The organism is Glycomyces lechevalierae, assembly GCF_027622945.1.
GTDB lineage: Bacteria > Actinomycetota > Actinomycetes > Mycobacteriales > Micromonosporaceae > Glycomyces > Glycomyces rutgersensis.
Window position 1 is genome coordinate 197,242 of sequence record NZ_JAPZVQ010000009.1, and the last position, 18,044, is coordinate 215,285.

The window sequence follows — 18,044 nt, forward strand, 5'->3', positions numbered from 1 at the left end:
CGACGACACGGGTCGGATGTCGCACTGCATGGTTAGCATCGCCGGGGTCGCGGACCACGCCGGTGCGCGAGACCGCCCGCCCCGCAAGGAGGACTCGTGAGCGACGCCTACTCGCCCGTGCCAGAGCTGAACCTGCTCAAGGCGTTCCAGGACCGGACCGGCCCGGTGTTCTACTCGGAGGGGTTCGAACTCCACGCGTACGGGGAGGACGCGGGACTCGGCACCTGGTCGGAGGACCCCGAGTTCGTGAGCCGGTTCATCCCCTTCGCGAACGCCACCGGCTCCGGCTCCAACTACGCGTTCTGGCGCTGCGACGACCGGCCCGATGTGGCCGACCTGCCGATCGCGTTCATCGGCGACGAGGGGGACCTCTACATCGTCGCGCGGAACCTGCTGGAGTTGCTCCAGCTCCTCACGATCGACAACGAGTGGCTCGAACCCGACTTCGTGGAGCAGCACACAGGCGCCCACGTCGAATACGTCGCGTGGCTGGACGAGACCTTCGGTCTGCGCCCGCCCGAGGACGCCCGCGCACTCCGCGATTTGTCTAAAGAGGACGACGCGAGGTTCCAGGCCTGGCTCGGCCGGTTCGGCATCGAGTGACCGGGCGCTGACCGCGACGCCCGCGTGCTCAGCGGCTCGCCGGGAGGCCTTCCTTGATCGAGGGGAAGGCCGGCGTCCAGGCCAGGTCGCGTTTGGCCTTGGCGGTGGAGAGCCGGATGCCGGTGTCGACGGTCAACGCGTGGAGGTACGGGAAGGCGGCGAGCAGTGCGCCGGGAACGGCGCGCGGCGCCGGTGCGCCGACGATGTCGGCCATGGTGCCGATGTAGTCGTCGAAGCCGACCGGCCGGTCGTCGGCGATGTTGTAGGCCTGACCCGCTCGCCCGCGTTCGAGGGCGGCGACAGCGGCCGACGCCGCGTCGTGGAGGTGGATCGGCGCGATGGTCCCGCGGCCGCGCACGACCGGGAGCCGCCGCCGCTCGACCATCGCGAACAGTTGGCGGGTCATGGGTTCGGGGCCGTAGAACATGCCGTACCGCAGCGCGATGCCGCCGGCGCCGAGGACCTGTGTTTCGTTGGCGCGCATGGACCTCATGTGCCGGTCGATGCCGCGGTGCCCGGTCGGTTCGGCGAAGGGGCGGTCCTCGGTGACCGGTTCGGGGCCGTGGTCGCGGTAGCCGTATCCGAGGAAGAACGACTGGGTGATCACGCGGGTCGCACCGGTCGCGGCGGCCGCTCGCAGGAGGTTCGCGGTGCCCTGTTCGCGCAGGTCGTCGGTGGCGTAGAGGGAGCGGTGGAAGAGCGGCATCCCGGTGATCGCGGTGGCCTGGTGGATGGCGGCATCGGCGTGGACGCCGTCGAGGGCACGGAGGAGCCCGTCGGCGTCCATCAGGTCGGCGTGGACCGGTCGAATGCCATTGGCCGCCAACCGCTCCGCCCCTGCGGTGGAACGGGTCAGGCCGAGCACGTCGTGGCCCGCCGCTTGCAGTTGCGAGGCGAGTTCGGCGCCGATCGCGCCGGTGGCTCCCGCGAGGAGGACCTTCATGCCGCGGCCTCCTCGTCTGCGCTCTCGTCTGCGGTGCGGTGACGGAGGACGCGGAGCCGGAGCGCGAGGCCGACGGCGGCGATCGCCGAGAGCGCCAGCAGCAGCCACGGGTCCGAGGCGTGGCCGCCCATGTCGAGGTCCATGGCGTGGTTGTAGGCGTGGAAGGTGTTGGTGAACACGAAGCCCGCCAAGACGACTGCGACCGCGTCGCGCCACCACAGCGCCCAGATCATCATCATGCCGATGCCCATCTGGAAGGCGCCCGCGTCGTGGAGGAAGTGGACGTGGTTCGGCCAGCCGGCCCACACGGCGAAGCCGTCCGGGTCGAGCCAGGACCACGCGCCGAAGGCGAGCATGGACAGTGCCGCGACGATGACGGCGGTGGTGACGGTCAGTCGGGTGGTCATGGTCTTCCTCCTTGGGGAGACGAACCGGATCGTTCCCTCAAAGTACGCCCGAAATCCCGAGCTGTCAACACGAACCGGTTCGTCTCCCCATCGGGTAGTGTGTGGCCCATGGCAGCACCGCGAACCCCCGATCCCAACCGCCGCAACCCGGAGTCCACCAAAGCGATCCTCGAGGCGGCCCTCGCGCTCGCCCGCGACCAGGGCTGGGCCAAGGTCTCCATCGAAGGCATCGCCGCGCGGGCCGGGGTGGGCAAGCGGACGATCTACCGCTGGTGGCCCTCGAAGGGCGCGGTCGTGCTCGACGCGTACGCCGCCCGGCTCCAGGACCGGCCCTACATGAACGCGGCGGCCGCCGAGGAAGGCGACTTGCGCGGCGACCTGGTGCGGATCCTCGGCGAGACCTGGGACATGGTGAGCGACTCGCTGCCGCTGCTCGCCTCCCTCATCGGCGAGGCCCAGCACGACCCGGACCTGGCCGAGCGGCTCTGGGAGCGGTTGATCGGCCCTTCCAGCGAGCCGGTGCAGGACCGGATCAGGCGGGCGCAGGCGGCGGGCGAGATCACGGCCGACGCGGACCCGTTCCGCGCCGCCGAACTCCTGTACGGCCAGGTCTACCTGCGGCTGCTCGTCACGCCGAAACCGCTCGACGCGGCGTTCCTGGAGGACTGCATCGACCTGGCGCTGCACGGCCTCCTGAAACGCCCCTGACCGGCGGGTCCGGCGCAATCCGGTTGCCAGAGAACGGGGCGCGGCTCTAGCCTGCGGTGATGTGGAAGCCCATGATCGACGGCGATGTCGTGCGCGAGCGGATCACCGAGGCGATCGGCCCGGTCAGCGACTGGACGGCCATCACCGAAGGCGAGAACTCGCAGGCTTACAGCGCCGTGGCCGACGGCCGTGCCGTCGTCGTCCGCGTCAACCTCCGGCGGGAGGGCTTCGAGCTCGACGCGTGGGCGGCGAAAGTGCTTCCAGGCCAGGGCATCGCGGTCCCCGAAGTGCTCGCCGTCGGCGCGGTCGGCGAAGCGTGGTTCTGCGCGAGCACGCGACTGCCCGGGACGAGGCTCTGCGACCTCGACGAGGCGGCCGTCGAGGTCTCGGCGCCGGCCGTCGCCGAGACCTTGCGCCGCATCGGCGACACACCGTTGCCCGGCAGGCAGGGTTTCGGCGGCATCGACCCCGCTACGGGCGACGGCCGCAACCCTTCATGGGCGGACGCCGTCGCGTGGGGCGTCCCGAAGGCGTGGCCCGAGCTGAGCGATCCGGCTGACCGAGCATTCCTGGAGACCCTTTCGGAGGAAACCCTCGCCGAGGTCGAAGCGCTGCCCGATTGCGATCGGCTCGTGCACGGCGACTACAGCGCGGACAACCTGATCGTGGCCGAGGACGGCGCGATCGGGGTGATCGACTGGGAGTGCGCGATGATCGGCGATCCGCTCTGGGACCTTGCCTACCAACTGTTCTGGAGCCGCGCCTGGCCGGTCATGACCCCGCAGGCGCGCGCCTCCGCGACCGCCGACTTCACGCCCACGGAACTGAACCGCCTGCGCTGCTACATGACCGTCGCGGGACTGCGCTCGGCCTCCTTCTACCTCGCGGGGACACGCGGGCCCGCACTCGACCTGATGATCGACCGACTGCGAGCCATGCCGAGCACGCCCGAGTCGATCGCGGACCTGCTCCCCGCGACGGACCCGCACAGCGTGCCGCGTTCAATCGATCAGTAGGACGCGACGACCGGCGCATCGCCTTCAGCCCGGCGCAGACTGATCGACTCGCGCCACAGTGACCGCCATTCCGGGAACTCGCGCTTCACGCTGTCGGCCATGGGATTCCTTTGAGGGCATCGGGATTCCGGGGACGGCGGCCAGGATATGGCACAGGGCCAGTAGGCTCCCGGCGCATGAGTGATGAGGCTGGGGCTGTTGCGGTGGCCGAGCAAGAGACGGCCGCGCCGGCGGAAAAGCCGCGCTGGTATCGGCGGCGGTGGGTGCGGTTCCTCTCGTGGGCCGGGACGGCCGGGGTGGTCGCGTACTCGCTGGAGCGGCTGTTCGGGCTGGAGACCAGGTGGCTGCTGGTCACGACCATCGCGTTCGTGCCCTACTTCATCCTGGCCGCGGTCGCCGGGCTCGGGCTCCAGTTGCTCGTCAGGCATTGGGCGGCCGCGATCGCCACGGGTGCGGCGGTGCTGGCGTTGGCGGCGGTGGTCGCGCCCAGGGTCATCCCGGATTCGCAGGCCGAGGCCTCGGGGCCCGAGCTGACCGTGATGTCCGTGAACCTCTATGTGGGGCAGGCGAACCTGCAGTACGTGATCGACCTGGTCGAGGAGCACGAGCCCGACCTGCTGAGCGTGCAGGAGCTGACCCCCGGCGCGGCGGAGGCGCTGGCCGGGCTCGGGCTCGATGAGCTGCTGCCGTACTCCGTGCAGGAACCGGACGAGCTCGCGGTCGGGACCGGGCTGTACTCCGTGCATCCGTTGGAGCGCATCGAGACCGTGGGCCGGGACGGCATCTTCTACCAGATCGGCGCCGAGATCGACCTCGGCGGCGGCGAGCAGGTGCGGTTCATGGCCGTGCACACCGCCGCGCCCGCCACGCCGGAGCGGGTCCCGTTGTGGGAGGAGGACTTCGAGAACATGCCGCGCCCCGACGGCGGCGCGCCGTGGGTCCTCGCCGGGGACTTCAACGCGACCCTCGACCACGACGACATGCGCGAGCTGCTCGGCGCCGGGTACACCGACGCCGCCGAGGCGACCGGCGGCGGGCTCGACATGACCTGGCGTCCGATCGAGGGCGGCTACCTGAACGGGCTGGTCAAAGTGCCCGCGGTCGCGCTCGACCACGTGATCGCCGAAGAGGGCGTCGAGATCCTGGACTGGGAAGTGCTCGACAAGCAGGGCAGCGACCACGCGCCCGTGCTGGCCCGACTGCGCCTCCCCTGATTCTCGGAGAAACTTTCCCGCTTGCGATGAATACCCGAGTGCCGCCTCGTCATAGTGAGTGGAAGCAACAAACGTTCACTAGCGAAAGGCCGGCCCCATGCGTCAGCTCATCATCACCGCGTTCATGTCCCTCGACGGCGTCATGGAGGCCCCCGGCGGCGAGGCCGGCTACCGCAACTCCGGTTGGACCTTCAAGGACATCGAGTTCGTGCCCGAGGCCTACGAGCTGAAGGAGCGCGAGCAGGCCGAGGCCGGGGCGCTGCTGCTCGGCCGGAAGTCCTACGAGGCGTTCGCGCCGGTGTGGCCGACCATGGTCGAGGAGTTCGCCGGGTACAACGCCATGCCCCGGTACGTGGTGTCGACGACCCTCGAGGAGCAGGACGAGCGCTGGCCCGCCACGATCCTCCGCTCGCTCGACGACGTCGCCGCCCTGAAGGAGACCGAGGGCGGCCCCATCTCGGTCCACGGCAGCGCCACGCTCGGACAGAGCCTCGCCGACGCCGGACTCGTGGACCGCTACCACCTGCTGGTCTTCCCGAAGCTCCTCGGCGCCGGGAAGCGGCTGTTCAGCGAGGCCGACAAGGACGCCCAGCTCCTCGAGCTCGTGGAGCACGAGGTGTACAAGAACGGCATCCAGAAGCAGATCTTCGACGTCGTGAAGTAGGCGGCGCGGCCGAGTGGGCAGCGTCGGGCGTTGGGCCGGAAGCGATTCCGGCCCTTCCTGCTGTCCCCGTCAGTCGTCGGGGCTGTGGTCCTTGGGGAGCGTCAGCCGCGCGCACGGCAGTTCGGCGCCGCTGATCTCCTCGGTGCGGCGTTCGCCGTCCGGGACGAAGCCGTACCGCGTGTAGAAGCGGCGGCTGACCTCGTTGCCCTCGAGCTCCCACACCCGGATCGGCAGGAGTCCCTGCTCGGTGAGCCAGCGTTCGCCTTCGCGCATGAGGGCGCGGCCGGTGCCGCGGCTCCAGTGGTCCGGGTGGACGTAGAGCATGCGCACGTCGCCGGGGACGCCCGGACCGGCGTCCTCCTCGCTCGATTCGGTTCGGTCCCAGGTGAAGACGGCGAATCCGATGACGTACGGGCCTTTCTCGGCCACGAGCGTGAGTTCGAGGTCGGGATGCTCGGCGAGGTGGCGCACGTAGCGTTCGGAGGCCTCTTCGGGGAGCCCTGCGAGCACTTCGGCGTCGACCAGGCCGGCGTAGGCCGCGCGCCATGCGGCAGTGCGGATTTGCACCATCTCGTCGGCGTCGGCTGGGGTTGCCGTTCGGATCCTCATGTCTACCAACCGTGCCCGAAGGTCCACAGGAAAGCAACCATTGGCGCGCGATCAATTGCCGGAGCAACCCGTCTGTGCAAGAAGTGTCTAGTCGACGGGCGATTCCAGGAGCCGCAGGCTGCGTGACGTGGCGTCCACCGCTGCCAGGGTGCCGATGGGCATCGGGAGGTTGGGCCCGGTGTGTCCGAAGTCGACACCCGCTAGGACGGGGAAGTCGTAGTCGCCGAGGACGTCGAGCACGATGTCCTTCACCGTGAACGGGCCGAACGGGGCTTCGGCGGGGATCTCCACGTCGAGGGGGATGCCGACGACCATGGCGCCGACGCGGTCGAAGACGCCGTGCATGCGCAGGACGTGCAGCTGGTTCCAGACGTGGCCGAGGTTGCGGCCCACGTCCTCCCAGAAGAAGATCGCGCCGTCCCAGGTGTCGGGGGCGAGCGGGTACGGGGAGGCCTGGACGTTGATGAGGCGGTCGAGGAGGCCGCCGACGAGCCGGCCGGTGGCCTGGCCCGGTTTCCATGTCTCCCAGGTGTTGTCGGCGGGGAGGTCGACCTCGTCGAGTTTGCCGGTGAGGAGGTCGAGCACGAGCTCGTTCGTGACGGCCTGGCGCTGGGCGGCGGCGTCGGTCCGGCCGCCGAAGGAGGGGGCGAGGTCGGTGTGGAATCCGACGAGGCCCGTCCGAGCGTGGATCGCGAGGTGGAGGGCGGTGATGTCGCTGTAGCCGAGAAGGGGCTTGGGGTCGCGGCGGACGGCGTCGTAGTCGATGCGGTCGAGGTAGGCGGTGGTGGCGTTGCCGCCGGTGAAGGAGACGATCGCGCGGACCTCGGGGTCGTTGAGGAGACCGTTGAGCTCGGCGGCCTGGACCTCGGGCGGGGCGGCGCGCCAGAAATGGGTGTCGGCGTTCTCGACGAGGGGCGTGACCCGCACGTTGAAGCCCGCGGCCTCGAACGCGGCGACGGCGGCGTCGAGCTCGTCGCGCCGGCTGGCGGTGCGCGGGCCGGAGAGGGCGGCGACGGCGATCGTGTCGCCGTGGTGGAGTCGCTTGGGCCGCAAGGGTTCCATGTGTTCTGCCTCCATCGGTGCGGGAGCGGGGCCGCCCACAGCCTACGGCTGGGGCGGCCCCGGTGCAATGCCTGAGTGCAAGCGTTATCGGCGGGCGAGGGCGGGTTCGCGGACGGCCTCGGCGGTGTCCTGCGCGCCGTCCAAGGCCGCGGTGCGCTTGCGGGCCTTACGGACCTGGAGGGCGATCCCGGCGGCCGCGACGAGGATCGAGGCCGCGAAGCCGGCGAGGGAGGCCGCGTCCGGGGCGACGAAGGACTGGCCGCGCACGGCCTGGACCACGGCGGTCGCGAAGACGCCCAGGTAGCCGACCGCGAGCCAGCGGACGACGGCGGCGCGGACGCGCTCGTCGCGCAGCCAGGCGCGGCGGGCGGCGAGAAGGCCGAGGAGCATCGCGACGCCGACCAGGACCTGGATGCCGTGCAGGCCGATGAAGTGGGGGACGCGCATGTCGCCGCCGGTGGTGGACCAGCCGGTGAGGAACATGCCGTTGCCGTCCAGGTCGCCGACGCCGTGCCCGGCGTTCAGCGGGACCTCGGTCCCGTTGGCGTCCACGGCGGTGCGCTTGCCCTGGCCGCCGACGGTGACGATGAAGAACGCGGCGAACATGCCCAGGCTCGACAGCAGCAGGCCCCAGCGGACGACCGCGGTGACGGCCTTGTCGCCGATGCGCTGGAACAGGACGATCACGGCGATGACCAGGTTGGCCAGGAACATGACCGGCACGAACTGGAACGCGAGCTGCACGACCTGGTTGAACGCGCCTTCGGAGGCGTTGAAGTGGCTGTAGGTGCCGGCGGCGGCCGCCGCGACGATCACGCCGACCTCGGCGGCGCTGATGACGGCGAAGAGCGTGCCGAAGGCCCAGCCGGTGCGGCGGAGCTTCGTCATGTGGGAGAGCAGCCAGGCGAGCGACAGGCAGTAGGTGAAGAACGAGAAGCCGAACTTGAACGACTTGATCCAGACGCTCTCGCCTTGGATGGTGCGGTCGTCGAACGGGATCGCGAGGAGCGAGGCGAGGGCGACGACGCCGCACGCGATGCCGAGGATCAGGAGCGGGCGGTGCCAGCGGCGGCCGCCTTCGGTGAGCGCGAGGCCGGAGGCGGCGACCTTCTCGGTGACGATGTCGACGGCTGCGGCGCGGCGGTGGCGGGAGGGGCTGACCTGCGGGGTCACGGGCGTCTTGTTCATGGGTACGACGGTATTGGGGTTCGCGTTGCGGCACATTGACGTTCACCGCCGAATAAAGGGTGGGGCCAGCCTTACCCCCGCCGCTACGCTGCGGCGATGGGAATCGTGTACGTGGTGCAGCACGGCGAGAAGGCGCGCGAGCCGCGCGAGCCGGGCGATCCGGGGCTGACGGCGCGGGGCCGGGAGCAGGCGAGACTCGCCGCGGAGTGGCTGCGGGACAAGGGGTTGCGGGCGGTGTTCGCGAGCCCGCTGCGGCGGGCACGGCAGACCGCGGAGGCGGTCGCGGCGGTGACGGGCCTGCCGGTGCGGGTCGACGCGCGGGTGACGGAGCGGATGAACTGGGACGGCAGTGTGCCGGCGGAGCGGTTCTTCGCGGACTGGGCGCGCGCGAGCGAGGACCGGGATTTCGTTCCGGCCGTGGGGGATTCGTCGCGGGCGGCGGGGGCGCGGTTCCGGGCGTTCTTGGAAGAGCACAGTCTGGTCGAGCGCGGGGAGGAGTTCGGCGCGGACGGGCCGATCGCGGTGGCCTGCCACGGCGGCGTGACGGTGGACCTGCTGCGGACGCTGCTCGGCGATGCGGCGGTGCCGGAGGCGCTGTTGCGGGAGGGCGTGCCGTCGGGGGCGATCACGGTGATCGACGGCCTGCGGCCGATCGCGATCGCCGAGACGGGGCATCTGGCGGGCCTGGAGACGGAGCACCGCGCCGGGTAAGACCGGCGGCAGCTCGGGAAGTCTCCCGCCGCGATTGCCGTCCACAAACCCCCACCCACCACTGGAGGGGAAAGATCGTGGGGCCAGCGTCGCAGCCGGGTCCGACAAAAACCGGCCGCGATCGGCGCCGGCGGCCGAAATGTCACCCGAAGAGAGGACGCACCGCGACGGCGTCTCGCGAAGCGCTCGGGGCTCGGCACGGCTCGGGGCTCGGGGCTCGGCTCGGCTCGACTCGGGGCTCGGCTCGGGGCTCGGCTCGGCTCGGGGCTCGGCTCGGCTCGGCTCGGCTCGGCTCGGGCGGATTGTACCGATCCGGGGCCTCACATTCACCCTGCTCCGATCATGTTTCGGGTTGCGCAGTGGCGAATTTTAGACGAAGTGCGGTCTAACGCTTGCGCGTTCATCCAGCCGTAACGAGGATGTGACCCATGACATCTAACCTCGGTCGCATCTTGGACTCAGTGGACCCCTTCATCGGCACGGAACCGGCCGATCTGCCCGCGGCGCAGGGACTGGCCGCCAGCTGGTGGTGGCCGAAAGCCCAAGTCGGGAACACCCACCCCGGCGCCTGCCACCCGCTCGGCATGGTCTCCGCCTGCGCCTGCTCCGGGGCCTACCCCACCGGCTACGGCCGCTACGGCATGTCCACCGAGGGCGCCCCCGCCCCCATCTACGACGACTACCTGGCCAGCGGCTTCACCCACTTCCAGCAGTCCGGCACCGGCGCGATCCGCAAGTACTACAACTACTTCCGCGTCACCCCGATGATCGAGCCGCTCGACGCGCTGGGCACCCGCTGGAAGCTCGAAGACGAGGCCGCCGAGCCCGGCTACTACGCCGCGACCCTCGAGAACGGCATCCGCTGCGAGCTCACCGTCGGCGAGAAGACCGCCGTGCACCGCTACACGTTCCCCGAGTCGTCCTCGGCGCGCGTCGTCCTCGACTTCTCGTACGGCGGCCTCGCGATCGAGCACGGCACCACGGTCCCCCTCCGCGCCGGCCTCGAAAGCCTCGGCCAGGGCTGCGCGCAGGGCACGGTGGTCATGGAGGGCATCCCGCTTTCCGTGTACATCGACTCGGACACGCCGAAGGCCTGGCGCCAGCTCGTCTGGTACGACCGCCGCCGCGTCGACGGCGGCACCCGCCTCGACTTCGACTACATCCGCCGCACCACCTTGCGCCCCTTCGGCCTCATGTTCATGGGCCCGGCCCGCGCCGGCCAGACCGTCGAGATCCGCATGGGCTTCTCGATGCGCGGCACCGACCAGGCCCGCCGCAACCTCGAGCAGGCCCTACCCGGCGGGTTCGAGAACGGCTTCGAGCGCGTGCGCGCCCAGACCCACGACGTGTGGGCCGGGTACGCCGCCCAGGTCGAGGTCGACGGCGGCACCCCCGAGCGGCGCACCGTGTTCGCCACGAGCCTCTACCACTCGCTCATCAAGCCCTGCTTCGCCGAGGACGAGAGCCCGTTCTGGCCTTCCAAGGGCCCCTTCGTGTTCGACATCGCGACGATGTGGGACATGTACAAGACCCAGTTCCCGCTGCTCACCGCCCTCGACCCGGTCAAGGGCGCGTCGATGCTCGAATCGCTCGTGCGCATCGCCGAGGAGGAAGGCAACCTCCCCATCGGCTACCGCATGGCGCGCGGCTCCGACCGGTTCTTCCGCCAGGCCTCCGCCCTCGCCCACACCGTGCTCGCGGACGGCTACCAGCTCGGCCTCGAAGGCCTCGAATGGGACTGGGCCCTCGTCCACATGCAGGACGACCTGCGGCGCGGCTACGGCGAGGACTTCGCCGAACGCGGCATCGTGCACCCGATCAGCCACACCCTCGACCTCGCGTCCGGCTACTGGTGCACGGCGATCGTCGCGCGCGGCCTCGGCGACCACCGGCTCGCCGACGAGCTCGAGGCGAAGGCCCGCAACTGGGCCAACGCGTTCGGCGGCGACGGCCTCCTGCGCGACTCGAGCTTCTACGAGGGCGGGCGCTGGAACTACTCGTTCCGGCTCCTGCACGACATGGCCGCCCGCATCAAGCTGGCGGGCGGCGACAAGGCCTTCACCGCGATCCTCGACCGCTTCTTCGGGTTCGGGGCCGTGCCGGTCACCCAGCTCGGCGTGCCGCCTTTCGGCCCCGAGTTCGCGATCGGCCAGGACCTCAACCGCTTCGAGGGCCTGAACAACGAGCCCGACATGGAGGCTCCTTGGGCCTACCACTACGCGGGCCGGCCCGACCGCACCGCCGAGGTCGTGCACGCCGCGCTCGCGTACCAGTTCGGGACCGGCCGCGGCGGCCTGCCCGGCAACGACGACTCCGGGGCGCTCTCGTCGTGGTACGTGTGGGCCTCCCTGGGGCTCTTCCCGGTCGCCGGCCAGAACCTGTTCCTGGTCAACGCCCCCGCGTTCGGCGGCGCGAGCCTCCGCTTCGGCGGCAACGACTTCGAGCTGGTGACCACCGGCCACGTCGAGTCCGGCATCGGCGAGGACGCCGCCGGATCGACCGCGCAGTACGTCCAGTCCGCCCGCTTCAACGGGAAACCGCTGGACCACGGGTTCCTCACCGGCAACCAGCTGCACGGCGGCGGGCGGCTGGAGATCGAGCTCGGCCCCGAACCGTCCGACTGGGCGACGAAGATGCGCCCGCCGTCCGCCTCCGACCGGCACCCCGAATGGGGCGGCGGGGCCCGACTCCAGGAGTTCCTACCGTGACCGAGCAGCCCCGCGGCCCGCACGGCCGCATCGACCGGCACCGCTTCGAAGGGGACGCGCGCCCGACGCGCCGCCTCGTCATCGTGGTCCGCGCCGATCCGGTCATCTGCGGCCACGCCACCGAGGCGCGCGGCCTCGCCGAAGTCGCCCTCACCCGCGGCTTCGACGACGTGCGCATCGTGACCTGGCCGATCGAGGCACTGCAGGCGGCGGGGCTGCCGCTCAAACCGCTCGACGAGCTCCTGCCGTACTCGGCGGGCATCACCGTGGAGCGGCCCGGGCCGGTCGGGGACTACCGCGTCCCGACCGGCCGGCACCTGCTCGGCCTCGCCGGGCGGCTGTTCGAGCTGTTCACCGACGGCGTGCCCACGGTGTGCATGTCGATGTACCTGACGCCGCACGCGAACGCGGTCGCCGAGGCGCTGCGGTCGGTGCGCGCCTCGGGGCTGGACGCGGACGTCACCACGATCGCCGAGGCCGTGGGCTCGGACATCACGAACGTGGTCCGCTCGTGCATCGCCGAAGGCGCGATCGGCGCGGCCGCCTCCCTGTTCACCACCTACCTCTCGCACGACCGCTGCGTCGCCGTCTCGGCCTACACGCGCGACCTGATCCTCGAATCGGCCGCGCAGGTCGACCTCGCCTGCGGCACCAGGTTCGCCGACGAGGTCGCCGCCCGCGTGCGGGTCTCCTACCCCGCCATCGACGCGAGCGCGTACCTCGACCTCGATCCGTCCGCAGTGGACACCGCGCTCGCGACGCGGGGCCTGGCCCGGGACGGCTACATCCTCTTCCTCTCCCGCGTCGCCGCCGCGAAGGGCGCGGACGACCTCATCAACGCCTACCGGGCGTCCAACGCGTCCAACACGCACCGGCTCGTGATCGCCGGGAACGGCCCCGCGCACGCCGAGACGAAGGCCCTCGCGGGCGACGACGAGCGGATCCTCTTCCTCACCGACGTCGCCGACGACGAGAAGCCGCTGCTCATGAACGGCTGCGCCGCATACGCACTGCCCTCGAAGCCGCGCCCCGAGTTCGTCGAGACCTTCGGCATCGCACTGGCCGAGAAGATGCTCGCCGGCGGCGGGCCCGTCATCACCACCCGCACCGGCGGCATCCCCGAAGCCGTGGGGGACACCGCGATCGAGGTCCCGCACTCGGACCCGGCGGCGCTCGCGGCCGCGCTCGACCGCGCGCTCGCCATGCCCCCGGCCGAACGGGAGGCCGCCGCCGAGCGGGCCCGCGAGTACGCGATGCGGTTCGACCGCACCGCGGTCTTCGACAACCTCTTCGACGGCCTCCTCGACGACCCGGCCGGGCGGCCCGTCGACGCCCACGTCACGATCAGCTAAAACCTGACCCTCCCTGACCTGCGGTTCCATTGCCGCTCCCGAGATTCCTCAAAAAATCTCCGGAAACGCGGCAACCTTCGGGGTGCCCGCGGCGACCACATGTCGGTGCGGCAACCCGGCTCCGTCGCACCCACCAACAATCAGGGACAGGGCGTCTTGTCCTCACCGAATAGCAGGAAGCGCCAGGCGCGCGCGGCGGCCGCGGCAGCGGTCGCCGCCGCGGCCGGCGGGAAGGGCGACGGGCTCGCCGACGTGCGGGGCTGCCACTGCGCGACATGAACCGCCTGTAGACGACGACAGGCACACGAAAAGGGTTTCCTGCCAAGGGAAACGCAGGGCGCGAGCACCGGGGGTGCTCGCGCCCGCCCTGCTTCAGGGCGGCCTTTCTGAAAGCGAGGGTGTCATGGTTCGACTGCTAGACTCTCCGCCTCCCCGAATTCAGCCCGCTACCGGAGGCCCCCCGTTGGACGTCCCCGCCCAGTTCGATGAAGACGCCTTCCGCGCCTTCTTCGAGCGGCATCACGCCGAGCTGGCGCGCTTCGCGTGGCTGCTCATCGGCGAGAGCGGGACGGCCGAGGACATCGCGGCGGACGCGATGCTCGCCGTGTGGCGGCAGTGGGACCAGGCCCGGCGGGCCCGGTCGCAGATCGCCTACGCGCGCGGCATCGTCGCCAACCTCGCCAAGACCCGCATCCGCGCGGCCGTGCGCGAGCGGCGGCGGAACACGCTGTTCTGGCAGCGCCCCGGCGAGACGCACGACGGCCCGGACTCCGCCGCGGTGGTCGACGTCCGCCAAGCGCTGGAACGGCTCCCGCTGCGGCGGCGCGCGTGCGTCGTCCTCCGGCACTCGCTGGAACTCTCCGAGCGCGAGACCGCCGACGCGCTCGGCGTCTCGATCGGCACGGTCAAGAGCCAGACCTCGAAAGGGCTGGCGGAACTGCGGCGCCTCCTCGGACCCCAGGAGGGATCGGCCTGGGCTTCGATCGGAAAGGGGGAGCAGCGGTGAACGACGACATCAACGACCGGCTCCGGGTGACCGCGGAGGAGTACGAACCGGACCGCGACCGGATGTGGTCGCGCGTGTCCGAAGGCATGCGCGAGCCGCGCGTGAGGGCCGAGCCGGTGCGCACCGGCTGGCGGATCCCGCAGTTGGGGCTGGCGACCGGTGCGGCGCTGGCGCTCATCGGCGCGATCGTGTTCTTCGGGCAGTTCCTGGGTATCGGCCCGGTGGCCGGCCCGACTCTCGAACCTCCCGCGGCCGGTCCCGGTACCCGGTCCGCTGAGGCCACGGACCCTGCGACCAGCGGCGACGCCTCGACGGACGCGGAGGAGACGACCTCGGACGCCGAGAGCGAGGCGACCGAGACCACGGCGGACGAGTCGACCCCGGAGCTCGAGGAGGCGCCGGAATGGCTGTGGACGGACGGGTCGGTGAACGCGAACAGCCAGGAGTTCTGGTCGCAGTCGGACCTGACGCTCAAGAACCAGGAGCCCTTGGCGGCGTTGACGATCGAGCTGCGGATCGCCGAGGGCGAGGGCGTGGCGTCGACCGGCGCGTGGACGACCGCGGACAGCTTCTTCACGGCCGCAGCGGTGACGGAGGAGGACGGTTTCCTGGTCTACCGCTGGACGCTGCAGGAGGGCAAGGTGCTCCCGGCCGGGGAGTACACGCTCGCGGGCCAGTTCAACCATGAGGCGGGCGCGCGCAGCGCGGACGACGACCGGTACTCCTTCGACGCCGTGACCGAAGGCGGCGAGGGCGGCGCGGTGGAAGGCGACTTCGCGTGAGCGGCGACCGGCGCTCGCTGGGGCGGACCGGCGCGGCCGGTCCCGCCAAAGCCCGTTCGACCCGGCCTCGGTTCAGAGACGACCGGCACGACCGGTCCCGCCACGCGACGGATCGCCGCTCGGACTCCGGCCCGCTCGCTCGGCGGGGCCCGCTCCGGCCGCCGCCGAACTGATTGACTCCGCCGCGCCTGACCAACGCGGCGACCCCAGAGCGAGAGCGGGGGCCGCGCCGCCGGGGCGGGGCCCGCGCCGGGGCAGTGCGACCGGGGGGGGGCCGGGAGCGCCGGCGGCTCCCCACCGCGCCCCCCCCCCCGGGCGCGCGGGGCCCGCCCCGCGGGCTCGGGCCCCGCTCCGGGAATGTGAAACGGGTGCGATCCCGTAATATCCGGATAAATCCCCCCTAAGGGACCCCTGGCGTAAAAGTACGCCCGAGGTCCGACAGGAAACGCCCGAACGTCCGATCACCACCACGATCACGTCCGGAAATCCAAGACACGCCGAGGCCGCTGTCAGAAATTGATCAGCTCGAAGGTGGTCGCGTACTTCGTTCCGAAGCGTTCGCCGGCGGCCGAGGCGATGCGGGTGAGGAAGCCTCGCACGTACGTCTCCGGGTCCTCGTCGGTGAGCGCCGTGATGTAGGCGTGGTGCTTGAGAAGCGAAGCGACGCCGGTCTCGATCGTGTCGGTCACGTCGACCGCGTGCGTCGACTCCGGCGAGGCCGCGAGCGCGACCCACCGCACCCCGCCCCAAGGTTCGAGCCCCTCCTCGACGAGTTCGGGGAAGATCCACCGGTTGCCCGCGTCGTTGGCGGCGTCGAGCACCGATTCGGCGACGGCGCGGTGGTCGGCGCTGTTCCAGTTCCCGGGCATGAAGTGGTCGCGCCGGTTGAGGGTGATCACGAGTTCGGGCCGGTGCCTGCGGATCGCGGCGGCGATGTCGCGGCGGAGCGCGACTCCGGATTCGATGACGCCGTCGGGGTGGTCCAGGAACTCGACCGAGGTGACGCCGACGACCGCGGCCGAGGCGCGCTGCTCGGCGTCGCGCACCGGCGCGCACTCCTCGGGCGGCAGGGTGTCGATGCCGGCCTCGCCGCGGCTGACCATGACGTACGCGACCTCGCGTCCGCCGCCGGTCCAGCGGGCGACGGCCGCGGCGGCGCCGTATTCCATGTCGTCGGGGTGGGCCACGATGGCCAGCGCCTTCGTCCAGTCCTCGGGCATGGCAAGGAGTTCACTCATGCGTCGATTATCGCTCGCGGTTCAGCAGGCGCAGGAGACGCCGCTCGACGGGGCGGTGAGCGGGTCGGGCTTGCCGCGTTCGACGCCGGCGTCGGTGGCGACCGGGAGGCCTTCGCGCACCCAGTACTCGTAGCCGCCCATCATGTATTTGACCTGGTAGCCGAGTTTCGCGAACTCGACGGCGGCGCGGTAGGCGCCGTTGCAGCCGGGGCCCCAGCAGTAGACGACGACGGGCCGGGCGGGGTCGACGAGCGCGGCGGCGCGGGCGGCGATCTCGTCGGTGGGGAGGTGGAGGGCGCCGGGGACGCGGCCCTGGAACCAGGCGGCGTCGCCGCGGGTGTCGACGAGGGTGAAGCCGAGGTCGTCGTTCTGGCCGGCGGCGTAGACGTCGGAGACGTCGGTGCTGTAGGCCATGAGGCCGGTGAAGTACGCGAGGGCGTCGGCGGGGGCGGCCGGGGGAACGCGCAGGACGGGGTTCGGGTTCGTTTCCATGACGCGAATCTATGTGTCGGTACAAAGATCCGAGCACTTGACACAAAATTGGCCATGATGTGGGAACGACGGGTAGCCGCAGGTGTCTCGCGCCGTTCTCGAGCGCTGTTTTCCGAGCTCTGGTTCTCGGGTACCCGGGCGGTAGCGTAGACCGCGGCGCCCTCACGTCCGCCTTCGCAGACCCCGATACCGCGCCGCCCCCGGCGGCGCCTCCGATGAGAGAGGCTTCCTCCATGGCACCCACAGCACCCACCGTCGAACTCGGCCACGGCGCGGCCATGCCGCAGCTGGGCCTGGGCACGTGGCCGATGGACGACGCCGAGGCCGAACGCGTGGTCGCCGAGGCGATCGGGCTCGGCTACCGGCTGGTCGACACGGCCGAGAACTACCAGAACGAACGCGGCGTCGGCCTGGGGCTCAAGGCTTCCGGCGTGGCCCGCGAGGACCTGTTCGTGACCACGAAGTTCAACAAGGAGTGGCACGGCGTCGACCTGGCCGCCGAGGCCTGCGAGCGCGGGCTCGACCGGCTCGGGCTCGACTACCTCGACCTGCTGCTCATCCACTGGCCGAACCCGCAGCACGGGAAGTACATCGAGGCCTGGGAGGGCCTGGTCGGGCTGCTGGAGTCGGGGCGGGTGAAGGCGATCGGCACGTCGAACTTCAAGCCGACGCACCTGGACCGGATCATAGAGGCCACGGGCGTGATTCCGGACGTGAACCAGATCCAGTTGAGCCCCTTGACGACTCGCCTCGAGGCGCGGGCGTACCACAAGGAGCGGGGGATCGTGACGCAGTCGTGGTCGCCGATCGGCGGCCAGGGCGGCGAGGTCCGCAACGAGCCGAAGGTGCTGCAGTTGGCCGAGAAGTACGGGAAGACGCCCGTGCAGGTGGTCCTGCGCTGGCACCTCGACTCGGGGCTCACGGTGGTCCCGAAGTCGAGCGACCCGGAGCGCTTGGCGCAGAACCTGGACGTGTTCGACTTCGAGCTGGAGCCGGACGACGTGATGTCCCTTGCCGCCCTCGACCAGGGCGAGGCCGCGGCGGCGGACTCGGACCAGTTCGGCCACTAGGCGATTCGTCCCGCCCGCGGGGTCGGGTGTGTCGGTACGCCGCGCCCCCGATGACAAGGGTGGCCGGTGGGTACGACGGTTTCGGCCGGTCCGCTCCCCGGGGTCGGGTGTGTCGCAACGGAACTCCCCCGATCACAAGGGTGGCTCGGGGGTACGACACTTCCGCGAGGTGGCTTGAGCATGCGGCGTGGGGGGGGGGGGGGGGGGGGGGGGGGGCCCCCCCCCGGGGGGGGGGGGGCCCGCGGCGGGGGGGGGGGGGGGGGGGGCGCGG

18 protein-coding genes are annotated in these 18,044 nt (G+C 71.2%); 11 read left to right on the forward strand and 7 right to left on the reverse strand.

Annotation, left to right across the window (positions count from 1 at the left end):
* Positions 1-96: 96 nt before the first annotated feature.
* A complete protein-coding gene (locus O2L01_RS15940; RefSeq protein WP_270122958.1) occupies positions 97-603 on the forward strand; it encodes a hypothetical protein in 507 nt (168 codons plus the stop codon).
* 28 nt (positions 604-631) lie between these two features.
* On the opposite strand, the gene O2L01_RS15945 is transcribed toward O2L01_RS15940, so the two are convergent.
* Together O2L01_RS15945 and O2L01_RS15950 are read right to left on the reverse strand one after the other, a co-directional pair.
* The gene (locus tag O2L01_RS15945) at positions 632-1,546 is read right to left on the reverse strand and encodes an NAD-dependent epimerase/dehydratase family protein (RefSeq protein ID WP_270122959.1); all 915 of its coding nucleotides are present in this window, start codon (positions 1,544-1,546) and stop codon (positions 632-634) included.
* The gene (locus O2L01_RS15950; protein ID WP_270122960.1) at positions 1,543-1,953 is read right to left on the reverse strand and encodes a hypothetical protein; all 411 of its coding nucleotides are present in this window, start codon (positions 1,951-1,953) and stop codon (positions 1,543-1,545) included. Before O2L01_RS15950 ends, O2L01_RS15945 begins: the two co-directional genes overlap by 4 nt.
* Positions 1,954-2,061: 108 nt before the next feature.
* On the opposite strand from O2L01_RS15950, the gene O2L01_RS15955 reads away from it, so the two are divergent.
* From O2L01_RS15955 to O2L01_RS15970, 4 genes are all read left to right on the forward strand, one after another.
* Entirely contained in the window at positions 2,062-2,661 is a 600-nt protein-coding gene (locus tag O2L01_RS15955) for a TetR/AcrR family transcriptional regulator (protein ID WP_270122961.1), read from the forward strand.
* A 59-nt stretch (positions 2,662-2,720) separates the two neighbouring features.
* Complete coding sequence (locus O2L01_RS15960) at positions 2,721-3,677, forward strand: phosphotransferase family protein (RefSeq protein WP_270122962.1); 957 nt, start codon at positions 2,721-2,723, stop codon at positions 3,675-3,677.
* A 176-nt stretch (positions 3,678-3,853) separates the two neighbouring features.
* Positions 3,854-4,891: an endonuclease/exonuclease/phosphatase family protein gene (locus O2L01_RS15965; protein WP_270122963.1), complete on the forward strand. Its 1,038-nt coding sequence runs from the start codon at positions 3,854-3,856 to the stop codon at positions 4,889-4,891.
* A gap of 97 nt (positions 4,892-4,988) precedes the next feature.
* Positions 4,989-5,555, forward strand: a complete 567-nt coding sequence (locus tag O2L01_RS15970; RefSeq protein ID WP_270122964.1) for a dihydrofolate reductase family protein — start codon at positions 4,989-4,991, stop codon at positions 5,553-5,555.
* A gap of 69 nt (positions 5,556-5,624) precedes the next feature.
* On the opposite strand, the gene O2L01_RS15975 is transcribed toward O2L01_RS15970, so the two are convergent.
* From O2L01_RS15975 to O2L01_RS15985, 3 genes are all read right to left on the reverse strand, one after another.
* A complete protein-coding gene (locus O2L01_RS15975) occupies positions 5,625-6,164 on the reverse strand; it encodes a GNAT family N-acetyltransferase (protein WP_270122965.1) in 540 nt (179 codons plus the stop codon).
* A gap of 87 nt (positions 6,165-6,251) precedes the next feature.
* A complete protein-coding gene (locus tag O2L01_RS15980) occupies positions 6,252-7,226 on the reverse strand; it encodes a S66 peptidase family protein (RefSeq protein ID WP_270122966.1) in 975 nt (324 codons plus the stop codon).
* A gap of 84 nt (positions 7,227-7,310) precedes the next feature.
* Positions 7,311-8,414, reverse strand: coding sequence for a hypothetical protein (locus O2L01_RS15985; protein ID WP_270122967.1), 1,104 nt, complete (start codon positions 8,412-8,414; stop codon positions 7,311-7,313).
* A 96-nt stretch (positions 8,415-8,510) separates the two neighbouring features.
* On the opposite strand from O2L01_RS15985, the gene O2L01_RS15990 reads away from it, so the two are divergent.
* From O2L01_RS15990 to O2L01_RS16010, 5 genes are all read left to right on the forward strand, one after another.
* The gene (locus tag O2L01_RS15990; RefSeq protein ID WP_270122969.1) at positions 8,511-9,125 is read left to right on the forward strand and encodes a histidine phosphatase family protein; all 615 of its coding nucleotides are present in this window, start codon (positions 8,511-8,513) and stop codon (positions 9,123-9,125) included.
* A 428-nt stretch (positions 9,126-9,553) separates the two neighbouring features.
* Entirely contained in the window at positions 9,554-11,833 is a 2,280-nt protein-coding gene (locus tag O2L01_RS15995; protein WP_270122970.1) for a glycoside hydrolase domain-containing protein, read from the forward strand.
* Entirely contained in the window at positions 11,830-13,185 is a 1,356-nt protein-coding gene (locus O2L01_RS16000; protein ID WP_270122971.1) for a glycosyltransferase, read from the forward strand. Before O2L01_RS15995 ends, O2L01_RS16000 begins: the two co-directional genes overlap by 4 nt.
* A 463-nt stretch (positions 13,186-13,648) precedes the next feature.
* A complete protein-coding gene (locus tag O2L01_RS16005) occupies positions 13,649-14,191 on the forward strand; it encodes a SigE family RNA polymerase sigma factor (RefSeq protein ID WP_270122972.1) in 543 nt (180 codons plus the stop codon).
* Positions 14,188-14,973, forward strand: coding sequence for a hypothetical protein (locus O2L01_RS16010; RefSeq protein ID WP_270122973.1), 786 nt, complete (start codon positions 14,188-14,190; stop codon positions 14,971-14,973). The genes O2L01_RS16005 and O2L01_RS16010 overlap by 4 nt, the downstream gene beginning before the upstream one ends.
* A gap of 509 nt (positions 14,974-15,482) precedes the next feature.
* On the opposite strand, the gene O2L01_RS16015 is transcribed toward O2L01_RS16010, so the two are convergent.
* Together O2L01_RS16015 and O2L01_RS16020 are read right to left on the reverse strand one after the other, a co-directional pair.
* Positions 15,483-16,211, reverse strand: a complete 729-nt coding sequence (locus O2L01_RS16015) for a PIG-L deacetylase family protein (RefSeq protein ID WP_270122974.1) — start codon at positions 16,209-16,211, stop codon at positions 15,483-15,485.
* Positions 16,212-16,232: 21 nt separating this feature from the next.
* Positions 16,233-16,703 carry a rhodanese-like domain-containing protein gene (locus O2L01_RS16020; RefSeq protein WP_270122975.1) on the reverse strand — a complete coding sequence of 157 codons (471 nt, stop codon included), beginning with the start codon at positions 16,701-16,703 and terminating at the stop codon, positions 16,233-16,235.
* A 233-nt stretch (positions 16,704-16,936) separates the two neighbouring features.
* Here O2L01_RS16020 and O2L01_RS16025 point away from each other — a divergent pair, with 233 nt between their 5' ends.
* Positions 16,937-17,773, forward strand: a complete 837-nt coding sequence (locus tag O2L01_RS16025) for an aldo/keto reductase (protein WP_270122976.1) — start codon at positions 16,937-16,939, stop codon at positions 17,771-17,773.
* The last annotated feature ends 271 nt before the right edge of the window (positions 17,774-18,044 follow it).